Below are 15,383 nucleotides of genomic sequence, written 5' to 3'. Positions count from 1 at the left end.
CTCCTTTTGTCCGGCGAATCGCCGACAAATCGAGTGAGCGCGGGCGCGATATTTGCGCCGCGCTGATTCGATGACACAAGGTTGGACCGTCTGCGGCGAGACGCGTTTCGCGCGCGCTCGTGAGGGCTGCTGACTGGTGTGGCCAAATGGCCAGATTCGCCGGGAGAGCAGGACCTCGAAGCGCGGCCCTGCTTGCGCTTCGATGCCCTGTGATCAGTCAGCGCCTCAAACGCTGACGCGGTTCAGCGTGTATGCACGGTAGGCGGCGACGAACGCGTCGAACGAGCCGACTTCGCTGCGCTCGAGCTGTGCTTGCTCGTCGAGCGAATGCGCGGCGAGCGCGGCGGCTTCGCGGGCAGCGTCCGCAGGCAGCGGGCGGGCGCGGAAGTACGCCGCGTGCGCTTCGCTTTGCGCCTGGCCGAACGCGAGGAAGCTTTGCTGATTGCCGCGCATCGTTTGCAGCACGCGGGCCGACGGCGTCTGCGACGCGTCGGCGAGCTTTTCGCGTTGCGCCGCGACGGCGCGCGCGTGGACATTGTCGCCGCGCAGCGCGTCGAGCGCTTGTGCGGCGAGATCGATTTTCGACATCAGTTCGGCCGCCCAATCCTGCATCGCCACGGTTTGCCCCTCGCGCGTCAGTTCGAGGCCCGGCTTGCGGCCTTCGAGCGTGACGCGGCCGAAATTCGCGTTCGCTTCGGCGCAGGCGTCGGGCGGCAGGAGCGGGCTGTCGTCGAGCGCGCAGACGAGCAGGTAGGCATCGAGAGAACGTGCGGTATCGATCGCGATGCCGCAAGGCTCGAACGGATCGATGTCGAGGCAGCGCACTTCGACGTACTGCACGCCGCGCGCGGCAAGCGCATGCAGCGGCCGTTCGCCGGGATACGTGACGCGCTTCGGCCGGATCGTTGAGTAGAACTCGTTTTCGATCTGCAGCACGTTCGTGTTGATCTGCACCCATTCGCCGTTGCGGTGCGTGCCGATTGCTTCGTACGGGGGATACGGCTGGCTCACCGCCTTCGCGAGCGCGTCGAGATAGCCCGGCAGCGTGTCGTAGTTCGGCTGCAGCGCAGCTTGCGCCGTCGTGTTCGAGTAGCCGAGATCGCTCATCCGCAGGCTCGTCGCATACGGACGATAGAGCGTGTCGGCGTCGAACGTTTCGAGCTTGTGCGGCTTGCCTCGCAAGAAATGGCGATCGAGCGCCGGCGAAGCGCCGAATAGATACATCAAGAGCCAACTCGTGCGGCGGAAGTTGCGGATCAGCGCCAGATATCGTTCGGACTGAAAATCAACCGCGCTGGCGGTCGAGTGCTGATCCGTTTGCAGCAGGCGCCACACTTCGTCGGCGAGCGAGTAGTTGTAGTGGATGCCCGCAATGCATTGCATCGTGCGGCCGTAGCGCAGCGCAAGGCCGTGCCGGTAGACCGTCTTGAGCCTGCCGATGTTCGACGTGCCGTATTGCGCGATCGGGATGTCGTCGTCCTCCGGCAACCGGCCCGGCATCGACAGGTTCCACAACGATTCGTCGCCGAGCTGGGCATAGACGAAGCGATGCAGCTCGTCGAGCTGCTCGAGCGTCGTCGCGGGATCGTGTTCGGCCGGCGTGATCAGCTCGATGAGCGCTTCCGAATAGTCGGTCGTCAACGACGGATGCGTGAGCGCGGAGCCGAGCGCGCGCGGATGTGGCGTTATCGCGAGCGCGCCGTCGCGCGTCACCCGCAGACTCTCCTTTTCGATGCCGCGCCGGCCCTGCGCCAGCACGTCGCGCGCCGCGCCGGAAGTCAGCACGGACAACCGGTGAGACAGCGCAGGGCTATGGTGGGGTGGTTTGGTATTGGACATCGATGCGAACCGGACGCAGACGGGCGCCATGCGCTAAAGCAGGTGCCCGGCCGAAATTTTTGGGTAGCGGGCACTTTAACATTTACCCGGCAGGCTCGCTTGAAGCCAACGCCAGCAGGGGTTTGCCGGAAGTTCGGCGATTTTCGCGGGGGCTTTCGCGGTGATCCGGGCAAGTGCCGGTCACGCGCCGCGCGCGCCGCTCGAACGGTCCGCCACTTCGTTCCAGAAGTGCATTGCCGCGTACGCGCGCCACGGACGCCACGCCTGCGTGCGCGCACGCTGCGCGGCGGGCCGCGAAAGCGTCGCATCGCGCGCGACGAGCGATTGCATCAGGACGAGGTCGGCGTACGGCCAGGCGTCGGCGTCGCGCCAGGCGCGCATTGCGACGTATTCGACGGTCCACGGGCCGATGCCCGGCAACGCCAGCAACGCCGCGCGCAACGCAGTCAGATCGGCGGGCGGCGCGCTCGCCGCGTCGAGCGGCACCGCGCCCGATGCGACCGCTTGCGCGAATCCCTGCAACGCGGCGACGCGCTTGCCGGGCATGCCGATCTTCTCGAGATCGGCGCTCGCGAGCGCGGCGGGCGTCGGAAAACGCCAAGCGGTGCCCCCGTGCGGATGATCGTCGATGCGCTTGCCTGCACGCGTGACGAGCCGCCCGACGATCGTCGTCGCGGCTTTCACGCTCACCTGCTGGCCGACGATCGCGCGCACCACCAGCTCGAAACCCGACCACGCGCCGGGTACCCGCAGGCCGGGCACGGCCTCGACGAGCGGCTTGAGCCACGGATCGCGCGCGAGATGTCCGCCGATCTCCGCGGGGTTCGCGCCGAGATCGAACATCTTGGCGAGATGCGGCGCGAGCGTGTTGGCGTGCTGGCTCGCGGAGCCCTCGATCGACGCGACGAGACAGTGCTTGCGCGCGTGGCGCCTCACCGTCAGCGTGCCCGCCGCGCCCTGCCATTCGATCGCGCGGCGATAGGCGCCGTCTTCGACGGCCTCGACGCCGGGGCTCGCGCGCCCCGCGAAAAAGCGCAGGACGCGCGGCCAGTCATACGGCGCCTTGAACGGCAGCTCGAGCGTGGCGGCTGCGGCGGCGTCCGCAGGGGTGTGCCTGGCGGCGGCGCTCAAGCGGCGTCATCCAGGTCTTCGCGCACGATCGCCGCGTGCACATGCTGCGCTTCGGCCTCGAGCAGCGCAGCCTTGCGCGGCAGCCCCCAGCGATAGCCCGCCAGCGCCCCCCCCTTTTGCACGACGCGATGGCACGGAATTGCCAGCGCGACCGGATTCGACGCGCACGCGCTCGCCACGGCCCGCACCGCGTTCGGCGCGCCGAGCGCCTCGGCGATTTGCGTATAGCTGCGCGTCTGTCCGTACGGGATGCGCTGCAGCGCATCCCAAACCCGCTGCCGGAACGCCGTCGACGCGATATCGAGCGGCAGGTCGAACGATTGCCGCGTACCTTGCAGATACGCCCCGATTTGCGCGATGAACGGTGCGATGCGCGCGTGGTCCTCGATCAGGTCGGCGTTGGCGAACGTGCTTCGCAGCTCGTCGGTCAGCGCGCCCGCTTCGTCGCCGAACGCGATCTTGCAGATCCCCTTGCCGGTCGCGGCGACCAGCACGCAACCGAGCGTCGTCGGCGCGCTCGCGTAGTACACGCGCAGGCCGGCGCCCTTGCGCCGGTAGGTCGACGGCGCCATGCCAAGCTCGCTCGCCGCGGTGTCGTAGAGCCGCGACGCCGAGTTGTAGCCTGCGTCAACGGCGGCGCGCGTGACGCCGTCGCCCCGTTGCAAGGCGTCGCGCAATGCCGCGCCGCGCCGTGCCGCCTGGTACTGCCGCGGCGACACGCCAACGACGCGCTTGAAAAGGCGCTGCAGATGGAATGGGCTCACGTGGACGGCATCGCTCAACTGCGCGAGCGTAAGGTGCTGCTGTGGATCGGCGTCGAGCGCCGCGCACGCGCGGTTCACGATTGCCAGCTCGCGCGGCAGGCCGCCGGGCTGGCAGCGCTTACAGTCGCGATAGCCGGCGGCGCGCGCGTCGTCCGCAGTAGCGAAGAAATCGACGTTTTCGCGCCGCGGCTGGCGCGATGCGCACGACGGCCGGCAGAACACGCCCGTCGTCTTCACGGCGTAGAAGAATTCGCCGTCGGCTTGCACGTCGCGCGTGGCGACAGCGCTCCAGCGTTCGGTATCGGTCGAATAAGCGGTTTTCATCTCGTCCCTCTCGTCCTCTGGTCACAAGTAGACGATGTGACTGTAGGCCTTGTCCCGCAACACTACGCCCCGGTTCTTGCGCTGTCATTCGGCGCACGCATTTGGCGCACTTTGTGACCCCTTCGTGACGAGGATACAACGTGCTAAAACGCGGCAGTTTGCCCATTTAGCAATTTTTAACGCAAATTTTATTGCGTCGCACCATCCCGTTGTGTATAGTGGTTCCTGTCTCCTCCATGTCTCCTCCTGATATGGATTCAGCCCGTTCCTCGTGAACGGGCTTTTTTTTCGTCTGTGCGTCCTGTGCTCTTGATCGATGCGCCGGTCTCGCCTCCTTAGACGTGCATCGGAACGTTACACGCCGGCAGTAAACTTCAAGAGCAATCCCGGGTCTCATCAGGCGGACTTTCCCGCAAGTTCGATCTGACCCCGCTGTCCATCCGGACGAAGGAGACATCATGAAGTTCACCATTCGCGAGATCGATCACGTCGTGATTCGCGTCGCCGATCTCGAAGCGATGACGCACTTCTATTGCAGCGTGCTCGGCTGCAAGGTCGAAAAAGAACAGCGCGACATCGGGCTGATTCAACTTCGCGCCGGCCGTTCGCTGATCGATTTGCTCGCGACCGGCGGGCCGATCGATCGTCCCGATAGCGGCGTGCCCGGCGCGGGCCGCAACATGGATCACCTTTGTCTGCGTGTCGATCCGTTCGACGCCGACGCGCTGCGCGCCCATCTCGCCGGGCACGGCGTCGAATTAGGCGAATTGGGCAGGCGCTACGGTGCGGACGGCTACGGCCCGTCGCTCTATCTGTTCGATCCGGAGCACAACATGGTCGAGCTGAAAGGGCCGCCGGAGGCGGCGCACGCGACCTAGCACCAGCGGCCGGAGGTGCGGCGCAGGTTTGCCGCCGCGCCTGCCGATGTGCCGATGTGCCGATGTGCGTTACCCGCGCGCTTTCTGGGTCTGGGGCATCACGTTTGCGCCGGCGCCTTCAACACGGTCCACTCGATTGCAACGGGATCGGCGTCAGCGCTGCCGAGCCACGCCGCGCCGTCCTGCACCGTCATCTGCAGGCGCATCGTGCGTTGCGCAAGACCGCCGAGCGCTTCGGCGATGCCTTCGCCGAGCGACCACACCGTCACATTCGACAACCGCTCGACCTTGCTGCGCACGCCCTGCCACCAGATATCCGACGTGTTGCCGCCGTACGCGATCACGACGACTTCGTTCGAGCGGCCGCTCGCTTTCGAAATGCGCCGCTCGTCGGGCTGGCCGACCTCGATCCACGTCTCGATCGCGCCGGTCAGATCCTTTTGCCAAAGATCGGGCTCGTCGGTATCCGATAGTCCCTTGCAGAACTCGAGCCGCTCGTGCGCGAAGAGCGCGAACGCCGCGACGCGCACCATCATCCGCTCGTCGGTTTCCGACGGATGGCGCGCGATCGTCAGCGCGTGATCGCCGTAGTAGTGCCGATCCATGTCGGCAATTTGCAGTTCCGCTTTGTAGATCGTCGATTTGAGAGCCATGCAGCACCAGATGCGACCCGCTCGCGCGCGAGTCATGAGAATAGGGGCCGGGTGTTGGATGAAGCACGCCGCGTGCCGGTGCGGCGCGTTGCGCCAACGATTAGGGCTGGCGCGTGATGATACCGAATGAACGAATTCGGCGCGGGAAATTGAACCGAACGGTATGGCGCCTGCGAACGGCAGCGGTATACGGAAAGTGCGGCTGCGGGAGGGCTCGTTCAGAACTCAGTGGCAGCGCAGCCGTATCGACGAGCGTCGCGCGCCGGGACAGCAGCGACGCGCAAGCGGGGCCGAAAAACAGAAAACGGCCTGACGCAAGCCAAGCCGTTCGTATCGAGACGGGCATGAGCACCGCCGGCATCGCGCCGCCGGTGCACTAGTAAGCCGCGATTGAGCCGCGCGAGGCGGCGTCAGATCACTGCTTGATGAAGCGATCGTTCGTCCAGAGGCCTTGGGTGTCCCCGTTGCCCGCGTTCACGAATTCGACATCGTGGCCAACCACGCGCACGACGCGGAAATCCGAATGTTCGGGCGTCGAGAGGCACTCATAGCCGGAGAAGTACTCCTGCATTTGCTGCTGCTCGCCGGCTTGACCATGCTGGTAGGCGGAATCGAGTTTGTCTTTGGACAAGCACCCGTAGGAATTCGGCCTGAACTGGAAGGTCTGCGCCGGCTTGATGACCGTGTCTTGTGCTTGCGCCACCGAGGCGGCCGCAAACAAACCGACGAGTGAGAAAAGAATCCCTGCGCGCTTCATCATGGTCTGCCTCCATGCGGGTTTTACTCAGGTTAGCTATGTATTTAAAGGCAATAGAAAACCCGCATCTCACATGCTAGATCAAGCTGGCGGAACAACAAGCACATCTTGTGTGCGCTCGCAATAGTGGCGAATTGTCGCACCCACTGCGCGGGTCAGCCTGAGCCTCCGAGCCGTCGAATTCCGCGGATCGACTTCACGCCGAATTCAAGAAATCGACCTGAATGGCGCGCCAGATAAGGCTTTCCGAGCCGTTAGGGAAAACACTCGGCAACACAATTAAGCTGCTAAATAATTCGAAAAGCGATTTTGACGCGCCGCACATAAAGTCACTTCCGGCACCCGTCGCCGTCCGCGAAATATGGGGCTCAATACAGAATAAAAAGAATGCCTGCTCCCGCATCGATTTTCGCCTTGCGCGCCTTATTGAGACTATTGAGACTATTTAGACTATGAAGCATGTCGCTCTGAGGGCGATTTATGCGTACGAATATCGCCGGGAAGCGATTGAGCCGTCCGCCGGTTCACACAATGCCGAAAGCGCGCAAGAAAAATCGCGTTGCGTCGTTCGGCGATTCATGGATAAATCCGGCTATCCCTTGGAGACTCTCCATGACGCTCACCCACTGGCTGCCGTTTGCGATTGCATCGGCGATCCTCGTTGCCATTCCCGGTCCGACGGTGCTGCTCGTCGTTTCCTACGCGCTCGGCCACGGCCGCCGCTACGCGTTCGCAACCACCGCGGGCGTCGCGCTCGGCGACCTGACGGCGATGACCGCGTCGATGCTCGGTCTTGGCGTGGTTCTCGCGGCGTCGGCTGTCTGGTTCACCGCGCTCAAGTGGGTCGGCGCCGTCTATCTGATCTATCTGGGTATCAAGCTCTGGCGCGCGCCCGTCGGCGACCCGGGCGCGGCGGATATCTCCGAGACGCGCACGCGCCGTATCTTCGCGCACGCCTACGCGGTGACGACGTTGAACCCCAAGAGCATCATTTTCTTCGTCGCGTTCGTGCCACAGTTCATCGACACGCATGTCGCCGTCTGGCCGCAAATCGTGATTTTCGAGGCAACGTTCATCGTGCTCGCGACGCTCAACGCCTTCGGCTATGCGCTGCTCGCGTCGAGCGCGCGGCGCGCGATTCGCAGCACTGGCGTGCAGCGCGCGGTGAACCGCGGGGGCGGCACGCTGCTGATTTGCGCGGCGGTGTTTGCGGCGGCGTGGAAGAAGGCTGCGGCGTAGTCAGCGTCCGGCGGCTTCCGCGCGGCGCGCGAAGAAGTCCGTCTGGAACATGCACATGCGCAGCGCGTTGTGATACGCGCCATTGCCGAAGAACTCCTCGATCAACTCAGCTTCGTGGGTGAAGCCGCATTTCTCGTAGACGTGAATCGCCGCCCCGTTTGACTTGTCGACGATCAGGTAGATCTTGCGCAGATTCAGCACCGAGAACGCGTAGTCGATGGCGAGGCGCGTCGCGATCGTCGCGTAGCCGCGTCCCTGCGCGCTGGGCGCGATGATGATTTGGAATTCTCCGCGCCGGTGGATGTAGTCGAGCTCGATCAACTCGACGAGCCCGACCGCTTCGCCGGCGCCGTCGATCACGACAAAGCGCCGCTCGCGCTGATCGTGCACGTGCTGGTCGTAAAGCTGCGATAGCTCCGAGAAGGTTTCATAGGGTTCCTCGAACCAGTAACGCATGATTTTCGCGTCGTTGTTCAGTTCGTGGACAAAGCGCAAATCGTGGCGCTCGAGCGGCCGAATTGTCAGCGCGTGGTTTCGTTCGACGACCATTTTCATTTTCCTTTGGCGTTGAGTTTCCGATTTGTCGAGGGCCTGTTATTGGCGTGAACGGGCCCCTAGACGCTGAGTTTGAAACGAATCGACCTCCGTTAAAAAGCGATGCATCAATATTCAGCAAGCATCGTTTAGTCAGGTCAAACCGGTACGAGTTCTTTTTGAGACGTCGGTGCGGCCGCGGCGCGCGTGGCGGCGAATCAGGAGGCACGCGGGAGTGCGGGCGCGCGCGTGGTGGATTGCCGCAGGCCCGGCGCTTGCACGTAATCGGGGCATAAAGAGAAGTGAGGTCGGGCCCACGCGCCCATACCGGAATCGCAAACTATCGGCGCCGGAGCGAGGCTAAAATGTAACGACGTTTTTGTAGTCCGGCGATGCGGAGGCCATCGTGATCGAGCACCTGATACTTGGCGCGTTTCTTGTCCTGCCCTTATTGATCGTCGCGTTCCTGTTTTCGGACGAGCTGTGGCAGGAACACCGACAGCAAGCGCAAAGCGAGGATGCGCGGCGAATCGATTGGCGTCATCCGTTACGCAGTCTGCTGCACCGGCACTGAGGCCCTGGATCGACCGCAGTCGCTCGCAGCGTTACAGCAGACGATAGGCGAGCCGCGGCGCGCGCGGTCCGTTTGTCCTGATCGAAATCCGGGTTGTATTCGGCGATACCGGCTGCCCGGATTTATCTTGAAGCGCGAAGGCGCATCACCATCGGTTCGAAACGGCGAACAAACGCTGCAGCTTCATAGGGTGGACTCCTCGTTAGTTAGTGGGATTGAAGCCGCTCGGAAATCTTGTGAGCGGTACGGCAGGTGGCGTCGATGAATTGCGCTTCGCGGCCGATGGCGCGCGTCGACGGCGCCATCGGCGTGATCTGCATCGGCGTGTGTCCGTCGTCTTTCGATGGCGCCAAGCATGCCCACTATTCCCGCCAAAACTAAATCAAATTTCCGCTTGCTGAGAATGGACGCACGGGGATGACTCAGATCTGGCGGATGCCGACGGATCGATGGCGGAAGAGGCGGGGTTGGTGCGACAAAACCGGCGAGCGTTGCGCGCGAAAACCGCGCACGGCTCGACAGCGGGTTTTCATATAGACGAATGTTCGACGCTTGGTCGCTCGTCGCACATTCGCTTCGACGAGATCCGCGCACGATGTCTCCGTGCGCGAACCGGCCCTCGGTCAGCGCATGTGGGGAGGACCGATTAGCCCGCCGCGCGCGGGCTTCTTTTTTTGTCCCATGCAACGCTGCGCCGTCGAAAAACGTGCGGCTGCTAAAGCGTGACAGCAAAGATTGGCGCTCGTTAACCCTATCAGGATGCGCCCGAACGAAGTATTCTCATGCGCATGGCATGACGTAACGAGGGAGCAACCATGGACGAGACATTGGTTGGTATGGCGATAGGAATCTCGGTCTTGGTATTGGCGTCCATTTTCATTGCCGGGCACTACCGTCGGGAGCGACTACGCAGCCGCATCGTCGACAGCCTGCACGGGCATCGGCTATACGACTTCACGCGGTCGAAACGCTGAAGCATTGCGCAATTCGCCAAGGTCATTGATGCGCTTTCGTCACGCCGCATCGGCTTGATCCAGCGCTATAGATAGATTCGATGCATGACGACGCGAGCTGCTATTTGCCCAGCTCGTAACCCACCACACCACCCGCAACCGCGCCGCCGACCGTGCCCACCGTGCTGTGGTGCGTCACTTCATTTCCGATGACGCCGCCGGCTGCAGCGCCGCCAAGCGTGCAGCCGCCGAACAGCACCAGCATCGCGATTGCGGCGAACATTCCGATTCGCTTGAGTCCTACCATGACGGTTCCCCTTTTTGCTTGAGCCGTACCGATAAGGGGAAAGAAGCAAGGCGCGTACCGATTGCGAGGGATGCGCTGGAGGCCGTGAATTCGGGGCTCTCTGCGCGTCCAGCCGCGCGCTGCGCAATCCAATGCGACGCGCCGGTCTGCAATATTCACTCGCCGCCGGCACCAATTTCTACGGTCTGTCCTCTTCGTGCGCGAGCCGCTCCTATGCTTGACGAGCGAGCGCCAGAGCGTCTCGCTGCAAACCAATGTGCAGTCGAAAATGAGACACGTCATGCGTATGTTTCTTAATATCAGGATTCCGAATCAACTGATCAACATGCTCATCCTCGAAGGGACCGTGGGTGATGTGATCGGAAAAATCATGGAGGAATGCCAGCCCGAGGTGATCGATTTCACCGAGCAGGACGGCGCCAGAGGCGCGATCGCCGTGGTCGAGGTCGCGACCGCAAGCGACATTCCTACGCTCGCCGAGTCCTGGTTCCTCAAGCTCGATGCGACGTGCCAGTTCCAGATCGCAACGACGCCCGGCGATCTGCAAAAAGCGGAGCTCGATACGCTCGGGGCCGAATCGAAAAGCTGAGGCGCGTCATGCGACCTGCTCCAAAGCGCCAGCCTGGATGGCGATCGTCGTATCGCGCGAGGCAAGACGAAAAGTTGCTTTTGCTCCAATAAGTTGGCAAATGGCTCCCGAGGTTATCCACAGTTCTGTGCACGGATTATGTGGATAAGCGGGGTTTTGGGCGTAGTCCAGATCGGGCCTCAGTTTCAAATCTGAAACGATCGGCAGCGGTACGAGCGCATCGCGCACGGCGTTTCCATCGGGGACACATACGTCGCGCAATTTGCCCGGCTCCGGCCGGGCTCGCGCTTTTCGCGACTGCACGCAAAAGGCGGCAGACGCGCCGCGTGTCTCAACCGTTGCTCGACGAAAGGCTCGCGGTGGTCCCCTTCGGCAAGCAATCCCTGGCGTACTCTGCTTTCAGCCGCGCCCTGGCATCGCTGATATCGAGCGAGTAGTTGTCGAGGCTCGGCCGATAGCCGACCGATTCGAGTTCGGCGAGTTCGCGTGCCAGGTCGTCTTGGGTGAGCGCACCGTGCGTCGGCGTGAACGGATATGCGTTGCACTCCTGCGGCGTGAGCCGGCTAGCCGCAACGGCGCCGGCGCTCGCCATCATCAAGGCAATCGGCAATGCAAGCTTGAGACGGGTCGTCATGATGTCTTCCTCCATGTTATGTGTCATACCGCCTTACAGTCGATCAGGCTCCATCGCAGTGCGTAGTAAAAAACGGCGATGGAGACTGTCTGATCAGAATACAAAGCGCGCTTGTCTTCCCCGCTTCGGCCGCGTTAACGTTTTTTTAATTTGGGCGTCGACGGCCGCAATTCGCCGCGCGCCCGGGCGTTAGGCGAGCGCCTCGAAAATGCGGAGATGCGCTAAAGCTTTGCCAGCGGTTGCCGACAACCTCGGTATGGAAAGCGAAAACGAACCTCTGCTGGCGTGGGATCACGCGCTGTACCGCAAAGCGCGCGCCGTGGCGACGAGCGTACGGGCCATCCGCAAGGCGCAGGGCAAACCGTGCCACGAAGACTTCGAGCCGGATTCGCCGGCGTTTCTCGCGGCGGAGGAATCGCTCGTTTGCGATCTGCTGAATGCGATCGCAGCGCTTCCGGACTAGCTAGCGGGGCGGGCGCGGCGGCGGAAAGACGCCGAAGGGACGACGGTCCGCAGCCGGTTCAGGCCGGAAAAAGCGGGCGAATGCCGAAGGCCGGAGTTGTGTCGGATTCAACGAAACAGGCCCGCGACTCCTGAGAGCGCGGGCCTGTTTCTTTTCGGCCTTCCTACCGACGAACGCTCGGTTGATCGTCGTTCGAGCGTCGCGTCGATCGCGAGTTAGCGGCCGACGTAGGCGACCGGAGCCGAGTAGGAGCTCACGGTCACTTCGCCGCGTTGACCGGTCTGCGACGCGGCGGTGACGGCCGGGCCGTAACCCGTCGTATCGGCGGCCGCGCCTTTCTGCGCGGCCACTCGGGCTTCAGCCGCCTGGATGTTTTCCGGATAGTGCATCCAATCGAGCGGGTTGTAGCCCGCCTTTTCCACTTGAACGAGATCGGCGCGAACTTGCGCGCGGGTGACCGGCTCATTGGACTGCGCGAACGAAACGACCGGTGCGGCGAGAACGAGGGCAACTGCGACAGCTTTGATCAGCGATTTCATGACGACTACCTCCGAAGATTGTTTTGTCCAGAGCTACGAACACAGTTGCGTGTAGCTGATGACCATAGTCTAGGAGGACTGGCGATTAGGGTGAATACCTAGAATTCGAATTCACTGTTGTCCGAAACGGAACAATGGAGCGGCGGCGAGCGCTGGGTGAGCGGCGGCGGCTCGGCCCGGACGCAGTGGCACGGTTCGTCGCTCGCGGCCATCGTCCGTCGAGGGAAAAAAAGGCCAGTCGGCTTTCGCCAACCGGCCCGCTCAAACGTCGAACCTTATCGAGTCGAGCTAGGGGGCGCTAGGCGCACCGACTGGCAGCACAGTCCGACGATAGGCTTCGTTGATGATATCGGCCGCGGATAAATAGAAAGCGATCACGCCCGTGATCAGGCCCGTATAGCCGCCGGCCTTGTGCAGCCAGCCCATTGCCGTCCATTCGCCGATTGCGAGCAGGAAGAACGTGATCCACAGCGCGAGAAAGATCAACTGCAGCGCAACCGGGGACCGGAACGTCCCGAACCACATGTAAAGCGTAAAGACTCCCCAGACAAACAGGTACCAGCCGACCATCCCTGCGGGCACCTTGTCATGCAGAAACAGCACGAACAGCGCAAACGACCACCAGAACGCGCCGAAGCTCAGGAACGCGGTGGCGCCGAACGTGTTGCCGCGCGGCAATTCCATCACGCCGGCGATGGCCTGGGCCGTGCCGCCGTATGCGAGCGCGACGGCGAGCACCGGGCCCATGGCATCCGCCGAAAACCAGCCTGCGTTGATCATGCTCAATAGCCATGTCGTCATGGCGAAGCCCGCCAAACCAAGCGGTGCCGGATTCGGAAAACGCACACTTACCTTGTCAGCGACCTTCTTTTCCTCTGTAACAGCAGCATTCATGTCTACCTCCATCAGCGCGACTCGCCCAACTGGTCGAGTATTGCGGCGTTCTCCAGCGTCGACACGTCTTGCGTGATCGCTTCGCCCTTTGCGAGCGAGCGCAACAGGCGCCGCATGATCTTGCCTGAGCGCGTCTTGGGAAGGTTCTCGCCGAAGCGGATTTCCTTCGGCTTCGCGAACGGCCCGATTTCCTTGGCCACCCAGGCACGCAGTTCGTCCGCGATTTGCGTCGCCTCGTCGCCTTCCGGCCGCTTCCTCTTGAGCACGACGAACGCCACCACGGCTTCGCCCGTCGTTTCATCCGGCCGGCCGACCGCCGCGGCCTCCGCCACGTCCGGATTCGCTACCAGCGCAGACTCGATTTCCATCGTGCCGAGCCGGTGGCCGGAGACGTTGAGCACATCGTCGATGCGCCCGACGATCGTGAAATAGCCCGTGTCCTTGTCGCGCACGGCGCCGTCGCCGGCCAAGTAGACCTGGCCGCCGAGCTCGGCCGGGAAATAGGTTCGCTTGAAGCGTTCGGGGTCGCCCCAGATGGTGCGCAGCATGGCCGGCCAGGGCTTTTTGACGACCAGCATGCCGCCCTCGCCGGGCGGGACTTCCGCGCCAGCATCGTCGACGACCGTCGCCATGATCCCCGGCAGCGGCAACGTGCACGAACCAGGCACGAGCGGCGTGGCGCCCGGCAGCGGCGAGATCATCTGGCCGCCCGTTTCGGTTTGCCACCAGGTATCGACGACCGGACAGCGCCCGCCGCCGACATTCTCGTAGTACCAGATCCAGGCCTCCGGATTGATCGGCTCGCCTACTGTGCCGATGATGCGAAGGCTCGACAGGTCAAAGCGCTTCGGCTGGACTCTCGGTTCGGCCGCGGACAGCTTGATCAGCGAGCGGATCGCGGTCGGCGCGGTGTAGAACACCGTCACCCCGTGCCGGCCGATCATTTCCCAGAAGCGGCCCGCATGCGGATAGGTCGGCGTGCCTTCGAACATGATCTGCGTGGCGCCCACGGCGGTCGGTCCGTAGGCGATGTAGGTGTGTCCCGTCACCCAGCCGATGTCGGCGGTGCACCAGAACACATCTTTGGGCTTCAAGTCGAAGACCCATTTCATCGTCAGCGCGGCCCACAGCAGATAGCCGCCGCTGCTGTGCTGGACTCCCTTGGGTTTGCCTGTCGAGCCGGACGTATAGAGGATATAGAGCGGGTGTTCCGCGCCGACCCATTCGGGTTCGCACGTGCCGGGCTGGTTCTCCGTCAGCTCGTGCCACCAGAGGTCGCGTGCCTCGTTCCAAGCGACCTTGCCGCCGCTGCGCCGATAGACGATCACGTCTTTCACGGTGTCGCAGCCGCCCATTGCGAGTGCTTCGTCGGCGATGTTCTTGAGCGGTATGGCTCTTCCGCCGCGCATCTGTTCGTCGGCCGTGATGACCGCGACGGCACTGGCATCGGCAATGCGTTCGTTGAGCGACTTCGCGGAGAAGCCGCCGAATACGACCGAGTGCGTCGCGCCGATGCGGGCGCAGGCCTGCATCGCGACGATGCCTTCGATCGACATCGGCATATAGATGACGATCCGCTCGCCTTTCTTCACCCCTCGCGAGCGCAGGGCGTTGGCGAATTCGCAGACGCGTTGCAGCAGCTCCCGGTAAGTGACGGTCGTGACCGCGCCGTCGTCGGCCTCGAAGATGATCGCCGTTTTCTCGGCGTTGCCGTTTTGGACCTGGCGATCGAGGCAGTTGTAGGAGACGTTCAGCTCGCCGTCGGCGAACCACTTGTAGAAGGGCGCGTCGGAGGCATCGAGCACCGAGGAGAACGGTTTTCGCCATTCGAGCGTTTCGCGTGCAAGGCGCGCCCAGAACCCCTCGTAATCGCGTTCGGCTTCGGCAACCAGCGCGCGATAGGCATCCATACCGAAGATTGCCGCATTGGCGCTTGCGGCGGCGCTCGGCGGGAAAACCCGGCGTTCATGCAGAACTGATTCAATGGCCGGCATCGAAGACTCCCTATGAAGGGGGTGGGTCCCCCCGTTATTTCAGTACTGTCGGCAACCGTGATTATATCATGTCGTGATATAAAATCGCGAGTGCGCGTTGTTCGGGAATGGAGATCGGGGGGATGGGGGGCTCGAGGCCAACTGGCATTCGCAAAAAAAAAAGCGAGTTCCCTGTAAGATCAGCCGCTTTCAAGCGACTAAACCCCGCTGCTTGGGCTTGACGGTAGCCACATGGGAGGGCGGACGCCCTCGCGTGTGGCTACCGGGCATGAAACTGGACAACCGGAACGCGTCGCGCGACGCAAGGGCTATTAGGC

The 15,383-nt window shown here is 63.0% G+C and carries 18 protein-coding genes; 6 read left to right on the top strand and 12 right to left on the bottom strand.

Annotated features, from left to right (window positions below; translation table 11 throughout):
- Nucleotides 1-225 precede the first annotated feature (225 nt).
- The 3 genes from gshA to ada all read right to left on the bottom strand — a co-directional run bounded on the left by gshA (nt 226) and on the right by ada (nt 4,058).
- A complete protein-coding gene (gene gshA, locus J3489_RS16925) occupies nt 226-1,839 on the bottom strand; it encodes a glutamate--cysteine ligase (RefSeq protein WP_242540078.1) in 1,614 nt (537 codons plus the stop codon).
- Between the two features lie 180 nt (nt 1,840-2,019).
- Nucleotides 2,020-2,970: a DNA-3-methyladenine glycosylase family protein gene (locus tag J3489_RS16920; RefSeq protein WP_206999867.1), complete on the bottom strand. Its 951-nt coding sequence runs from the start codon at nt 2,968-2,970 to the stop codon at nt 2,020-2,022.
- On the bottom strand, nt 2,967-4,058 hold the full coding sequence (gene ada, locus J3489_RS16915) for a bifunctional DNA-binding transcriptional regulator/O6-methylguanine-DNA methyltransferase Ada (protein ID WP_206999865.1): 1,092 nt from the start codon (nt 4,056-4,058) through the stop codon (nt 2,967-2,969). Before ada ends, J3489_RS16920 begins: the two co-directional genes overlap by 4 nt.
- Nucleotides 4,059-4,516: 458 nt before the next feature.
- On the opposite strand from ada, the gene J3489_RS16910 reads away from it, so the two are divergent.
- Nucleotides 4,517-4,936 carry a VOC family protein gene (locus tag J3489_RS16910; RefSeq protein WP_206999864.1) on the top strand — a complete coding sequence of 140 codons (420 nt, stop codon included), beginning with the start codon at nt 4,517-4,519 and terminating at the stop codon, nt 4,934-4,936.
- Between the two features lie 98 nt (nt 4,937-5,034).
- Here the strand turns inward: J3489_RS16910 and J3489_RS16905 are convergent, their stop codons facing one another.
- Nucleotides 5,035-5,589: a YaeQ family protein gene (locus tag J3489_RS16905; RefSeq protein ID WP_206999862.1), complete on the bottom strand. Its 555-nt coding sequence runs from the start codon at nt 5,587-5,589 to the stop codon at nt 5,035-5,037.
- 415 nt (nt 5,590-6,004) lie between these two features.
- The gene (gene sap1 / locus J3489_RS16900; RefSeq protein ID WP_206999860.1) at nt 6,005-6,349 is read right to left on the bottom strand and encodes a surface attachment protein Sap1; all 345 of its coding nucleotides are present in this window, start codon (nt 6,347-6,349) and stop codon (nt 6,005-6,007) included.
- Between the two features lie 609 nt (nt 6,350-6,958).
- On the opposite strand from sap1, the gene J3489_RS16895 reads away from it, so the two are divergent.
- On the top strand, nt 6,959-7,585 hold the full coding sequence (locus J3489_RS16895; protein WP_206999858.1) for a LysE family translocator: 627 nt from the start codon (nt 6,959-6,961) through the stop codon (nt 7,583-7,585).
- Here J3489_RS16895 and speG read toward each other — a convergent pair whose 3' ends face one another.
- Complete coding sequence (gene speG, locus J3489_RS16890; protein ID WP_206999856.1) at nt 7,586-8,134, bottom strand: spermidine N1-acetyltransferase; 549 nt, start codon at nt 8,132-8,134, stop codon at nt 7,586-7,588.
- A 391-nt stretch (nt 8,135-8,525) separates the two neighbouring features.
- Between speG and J3489_RS16885 the strand changes: the two genes are divergently transcribed.
- Entirely contained in the window at nt 8,526-8,693 is a 168-nt protein-coding gene (locus J3489_RS16885; protein WP_175425668.1) for a hypothetical protein, read from the top strand.
- Between the two features lie 815 nt (nt 8,694-9,508).
- The gene (locus J3489_RS16875; protein ID WP_206999854.1) at nt 9,509-9,667 is read left to right on the top strand and encodes a hypothetical protein; all 159 of its coding nucleotides are present in this window, start codon (nt 9,509-9,511) and stop codon (nt 9,665-9,667) included.
- A gap of 100 nt (nt 9,668-9,767) precedes the next feature.
- Here J3489_RS16875 and J3489_RS16870 read toward each other — a convergent pair whose 3' ends face one another.
- Nucleotides 9,768-9,929, bottom strand: a complete 162-nt coding sequence (locus J3489_RS16870) for a glycine zipper 2TM domain-containing protein (RefSeq protein ID WP_207000180.1) — start codon at nt 9,927-9,929, stop codon at nt 9,768-9,770.
- Nucleotides 9,930-10,170: 241 nt separating this feature from the next.
- Here J3489_RS16870 and J3489_RS16865 point away from each other — a divergent pair, with 241 nt between their 5' ends.
- Nucleotides 10,171-10,542, top strand: coding sequence for a panthothenate synthetase (locus tag J3489_RS16865; RefSeq protein WP_309491381.1), 372 nt, complete (start codon nt 10,171-10,173; stop codon nt 10,540-10,542).
- 6 nt (nt 10,543-10,548) lie between these two features.
- Here J3489_RS16865 and J3489_RS16860 read toward each other — a convergent pair whose 3' ends face one another.
- Together J3489_RS16860 and J3489_RS16855 are read right to left on the bottom strand one after the other, a co-directional pair.
- On the bottom strand, nt 10,549-10,770 hold the full coding sequence (locus J3489_RS16860; RefSeq protein ID WP_206999852.1) for a hypothetical protein: 222 nt from the start codon (nt 10,768-10,770) through the stop codon (nt 10,549-10,551).
- Between the two features lie 103 nt (nt 10,771-10,873).
- A complete protein-coding gene (locus tag J3489_RS16855) occupies nt 10,874-11,176 on the bottom strand; it encodes a DUF4148 domain-containing protein (protein ID WP_206999851.1) in 303 nt (100 codons plus the stop codon).
- 256 nt (nt 11,177-11,432) lie between these two features.
- Here J3489_RS16855 and J3489_RS16850 point away from each other — a divergent pair, with 256 nt between their 5' ends.
- A complete protein-coding gene (locus J3489_RS16850) occupies nt 11,433-11,639 on the top strand; it encodes a hypothetical protein (protein WP_206999849.1) in 207 nt (68 codons plus the stop codon).
- Nucleotides 11,640-11,854: 215 nt separating this feature from the next.
- Here the strand turns inward: J3489_RS16850 and J3489_RS16845 are convergent, their stop codons facing one another.
- From J3489_RS16845 to acs, 3 genes are all read right to left on the bottom strand, one after another.
- Nucleotides 11,855-12,178 (bottom strand): DUF4148 domain-containing protein, encoded by a 324-nt coding sequence (locus J3489_RS16845; protein ID WP_206999847.1) that lies wholly within the window; start codon nt 12,176-12,178, stop codon nt 11,855-11,857.
- Nucleotides 12,179-12,466: 288 nt separating this feature from the next.
- Nucleotides 12,467-13,072: an acetate uptake transporter gene (locus tag J3489_RS16840; protein WP_206999845.1), complete on the bottom strand. Its 606-nt coding sequence runs from the start codon at nt 13,070-13,072 to the stop codon at nt 12,467-12,469.
- Nucleotides 13,073-13,083: 11 nt separating this feature from the next.
- Nucleotides 13,084-15,066 (bottom strand): acetate--CoA ligase, encoded by a 1,983-nt coding sequence (gene acs, locus J3489_RS16835; RefSeq protein WP_206999843.1) that lies wholly within the window; start codon nt 15,064-15,066, stop codon nt 13,084-13,086.
- Between the last annotated feature and the right edge of the window lie 317 nt (nt 15,067-15,383).

This window comes from Trinickia mobilis, assembly GCF_017315705.1.
GTDB classification, from domain to species: domain Bacteria; phylum Pseudomonadota; class Gammaproteobacteria; order Burkholderiales; family Burkholderiaceae; genus Trinickia_A; species Trinickia_A mobilis.
This window is presented reverse-complemented; position numbering and strand designations above follow the sequence as displayed.

Excerpts from the sequence above, each read along its gene's own strand:
- J3489_RS16845 (WP_206999847.1), bottom strand. The coding sequence starts at position 12,178 with ATGAAATCGCTGATCAAAGCTGTCGCAGTTGCCCTCGTTCTCGCCGCA.
- acs (WP_206999843.1), bottom strand. The coding sequence starts at position 15,066 with ATGCCGGCCATTGAATCAGTTCTGCATGAACGCCGGGTTTTCCCGCCG.
- J3489_RS16870 (WP_207000180.1), bottom strand. The coding sequence starts at position 9,929 with ATGTTCGCCGCAATCGCGATGCTGGTGCTGTTCGGCGGCTGCACGCTT.
- J3489_RS16840 (WP_206999845.1), bottom strand. The coding sequence starts at position 13,072 with ATGAATGCTGCTGTTACAGAGGAAAAGAAGGTCGCTGACAAGGTAAGT.
- ada (WP_206999865.1), bottom strand. The coding sequence starts at position 4,058 with ATGAAAACCGCTTATTCGACCGATACCGAACGCTGGAGCGCTGTCGCC.
- J3489_RS16910 (WP_206999864.1), top strand. The coding sequence starts at position 4,517 with ATGAAGTTCACCATTCGCGAGATCGATCACGTCGTGATTCGCGTCGCC.
- J3489_RS16855 (WP_206999851.1), bottom strand. The coding sequence starts at position 11,176 with ATGACGACCCGTCTCAAGCTTGCATTGCCGATTGCCTTGATGATGGCG.
- J3489_RS16875 (WP_206999854.1), top strand. The coding sequence starts at position 9,509 with ATGGACGAGACATTGGTTGGTATGGCGATAGGAATCTCGGTCTTGGTA.
- sap1 (WP_206999860.1), bottom strand. The coding sequence starts at position 6,349 with ATGATGAAGCGCGCAGGGATTCTTTTCTCACTCGTCGGTTTGTTTGCG.
- J3489_RS16905 (WP_206999862.1), bottom strand. The coding sequence starts at position 5,589 with ATGGCTCTCAAATCGACGATCTACAAAGCGGAACTGCAAATTGCCGAC.
- gshA (WP_242540078.1), bottom strand. The coding sequence starts at position 1,839 with ATGTCCAATACCAAACCACCCCACCATAGCCCTGCGCTGTCTCACCGG.
- speG (WP_206999856.1), bottom strand. The coding sequence starts at position 8,134 with ATGGTCGTCGAACGAAACCACGCGCTGACAATTCGGCCGCTCGAGCGC.
- J3489_RS16850 (WP_206999849.1), top strand. The coding sequence starts at position 11,433 with ATGGAAAGCGAAAACGAACCTCTGCTGGCGTGGGATCACGCGCTGTAC.
- J3489_RS16895 (WP_206999858.1), top strand. The coding sequence starts at position 6,959 with ATGACGCTCACCCACTGGCTGCCGTTTGCGATTGCATCGGCGATCCTC.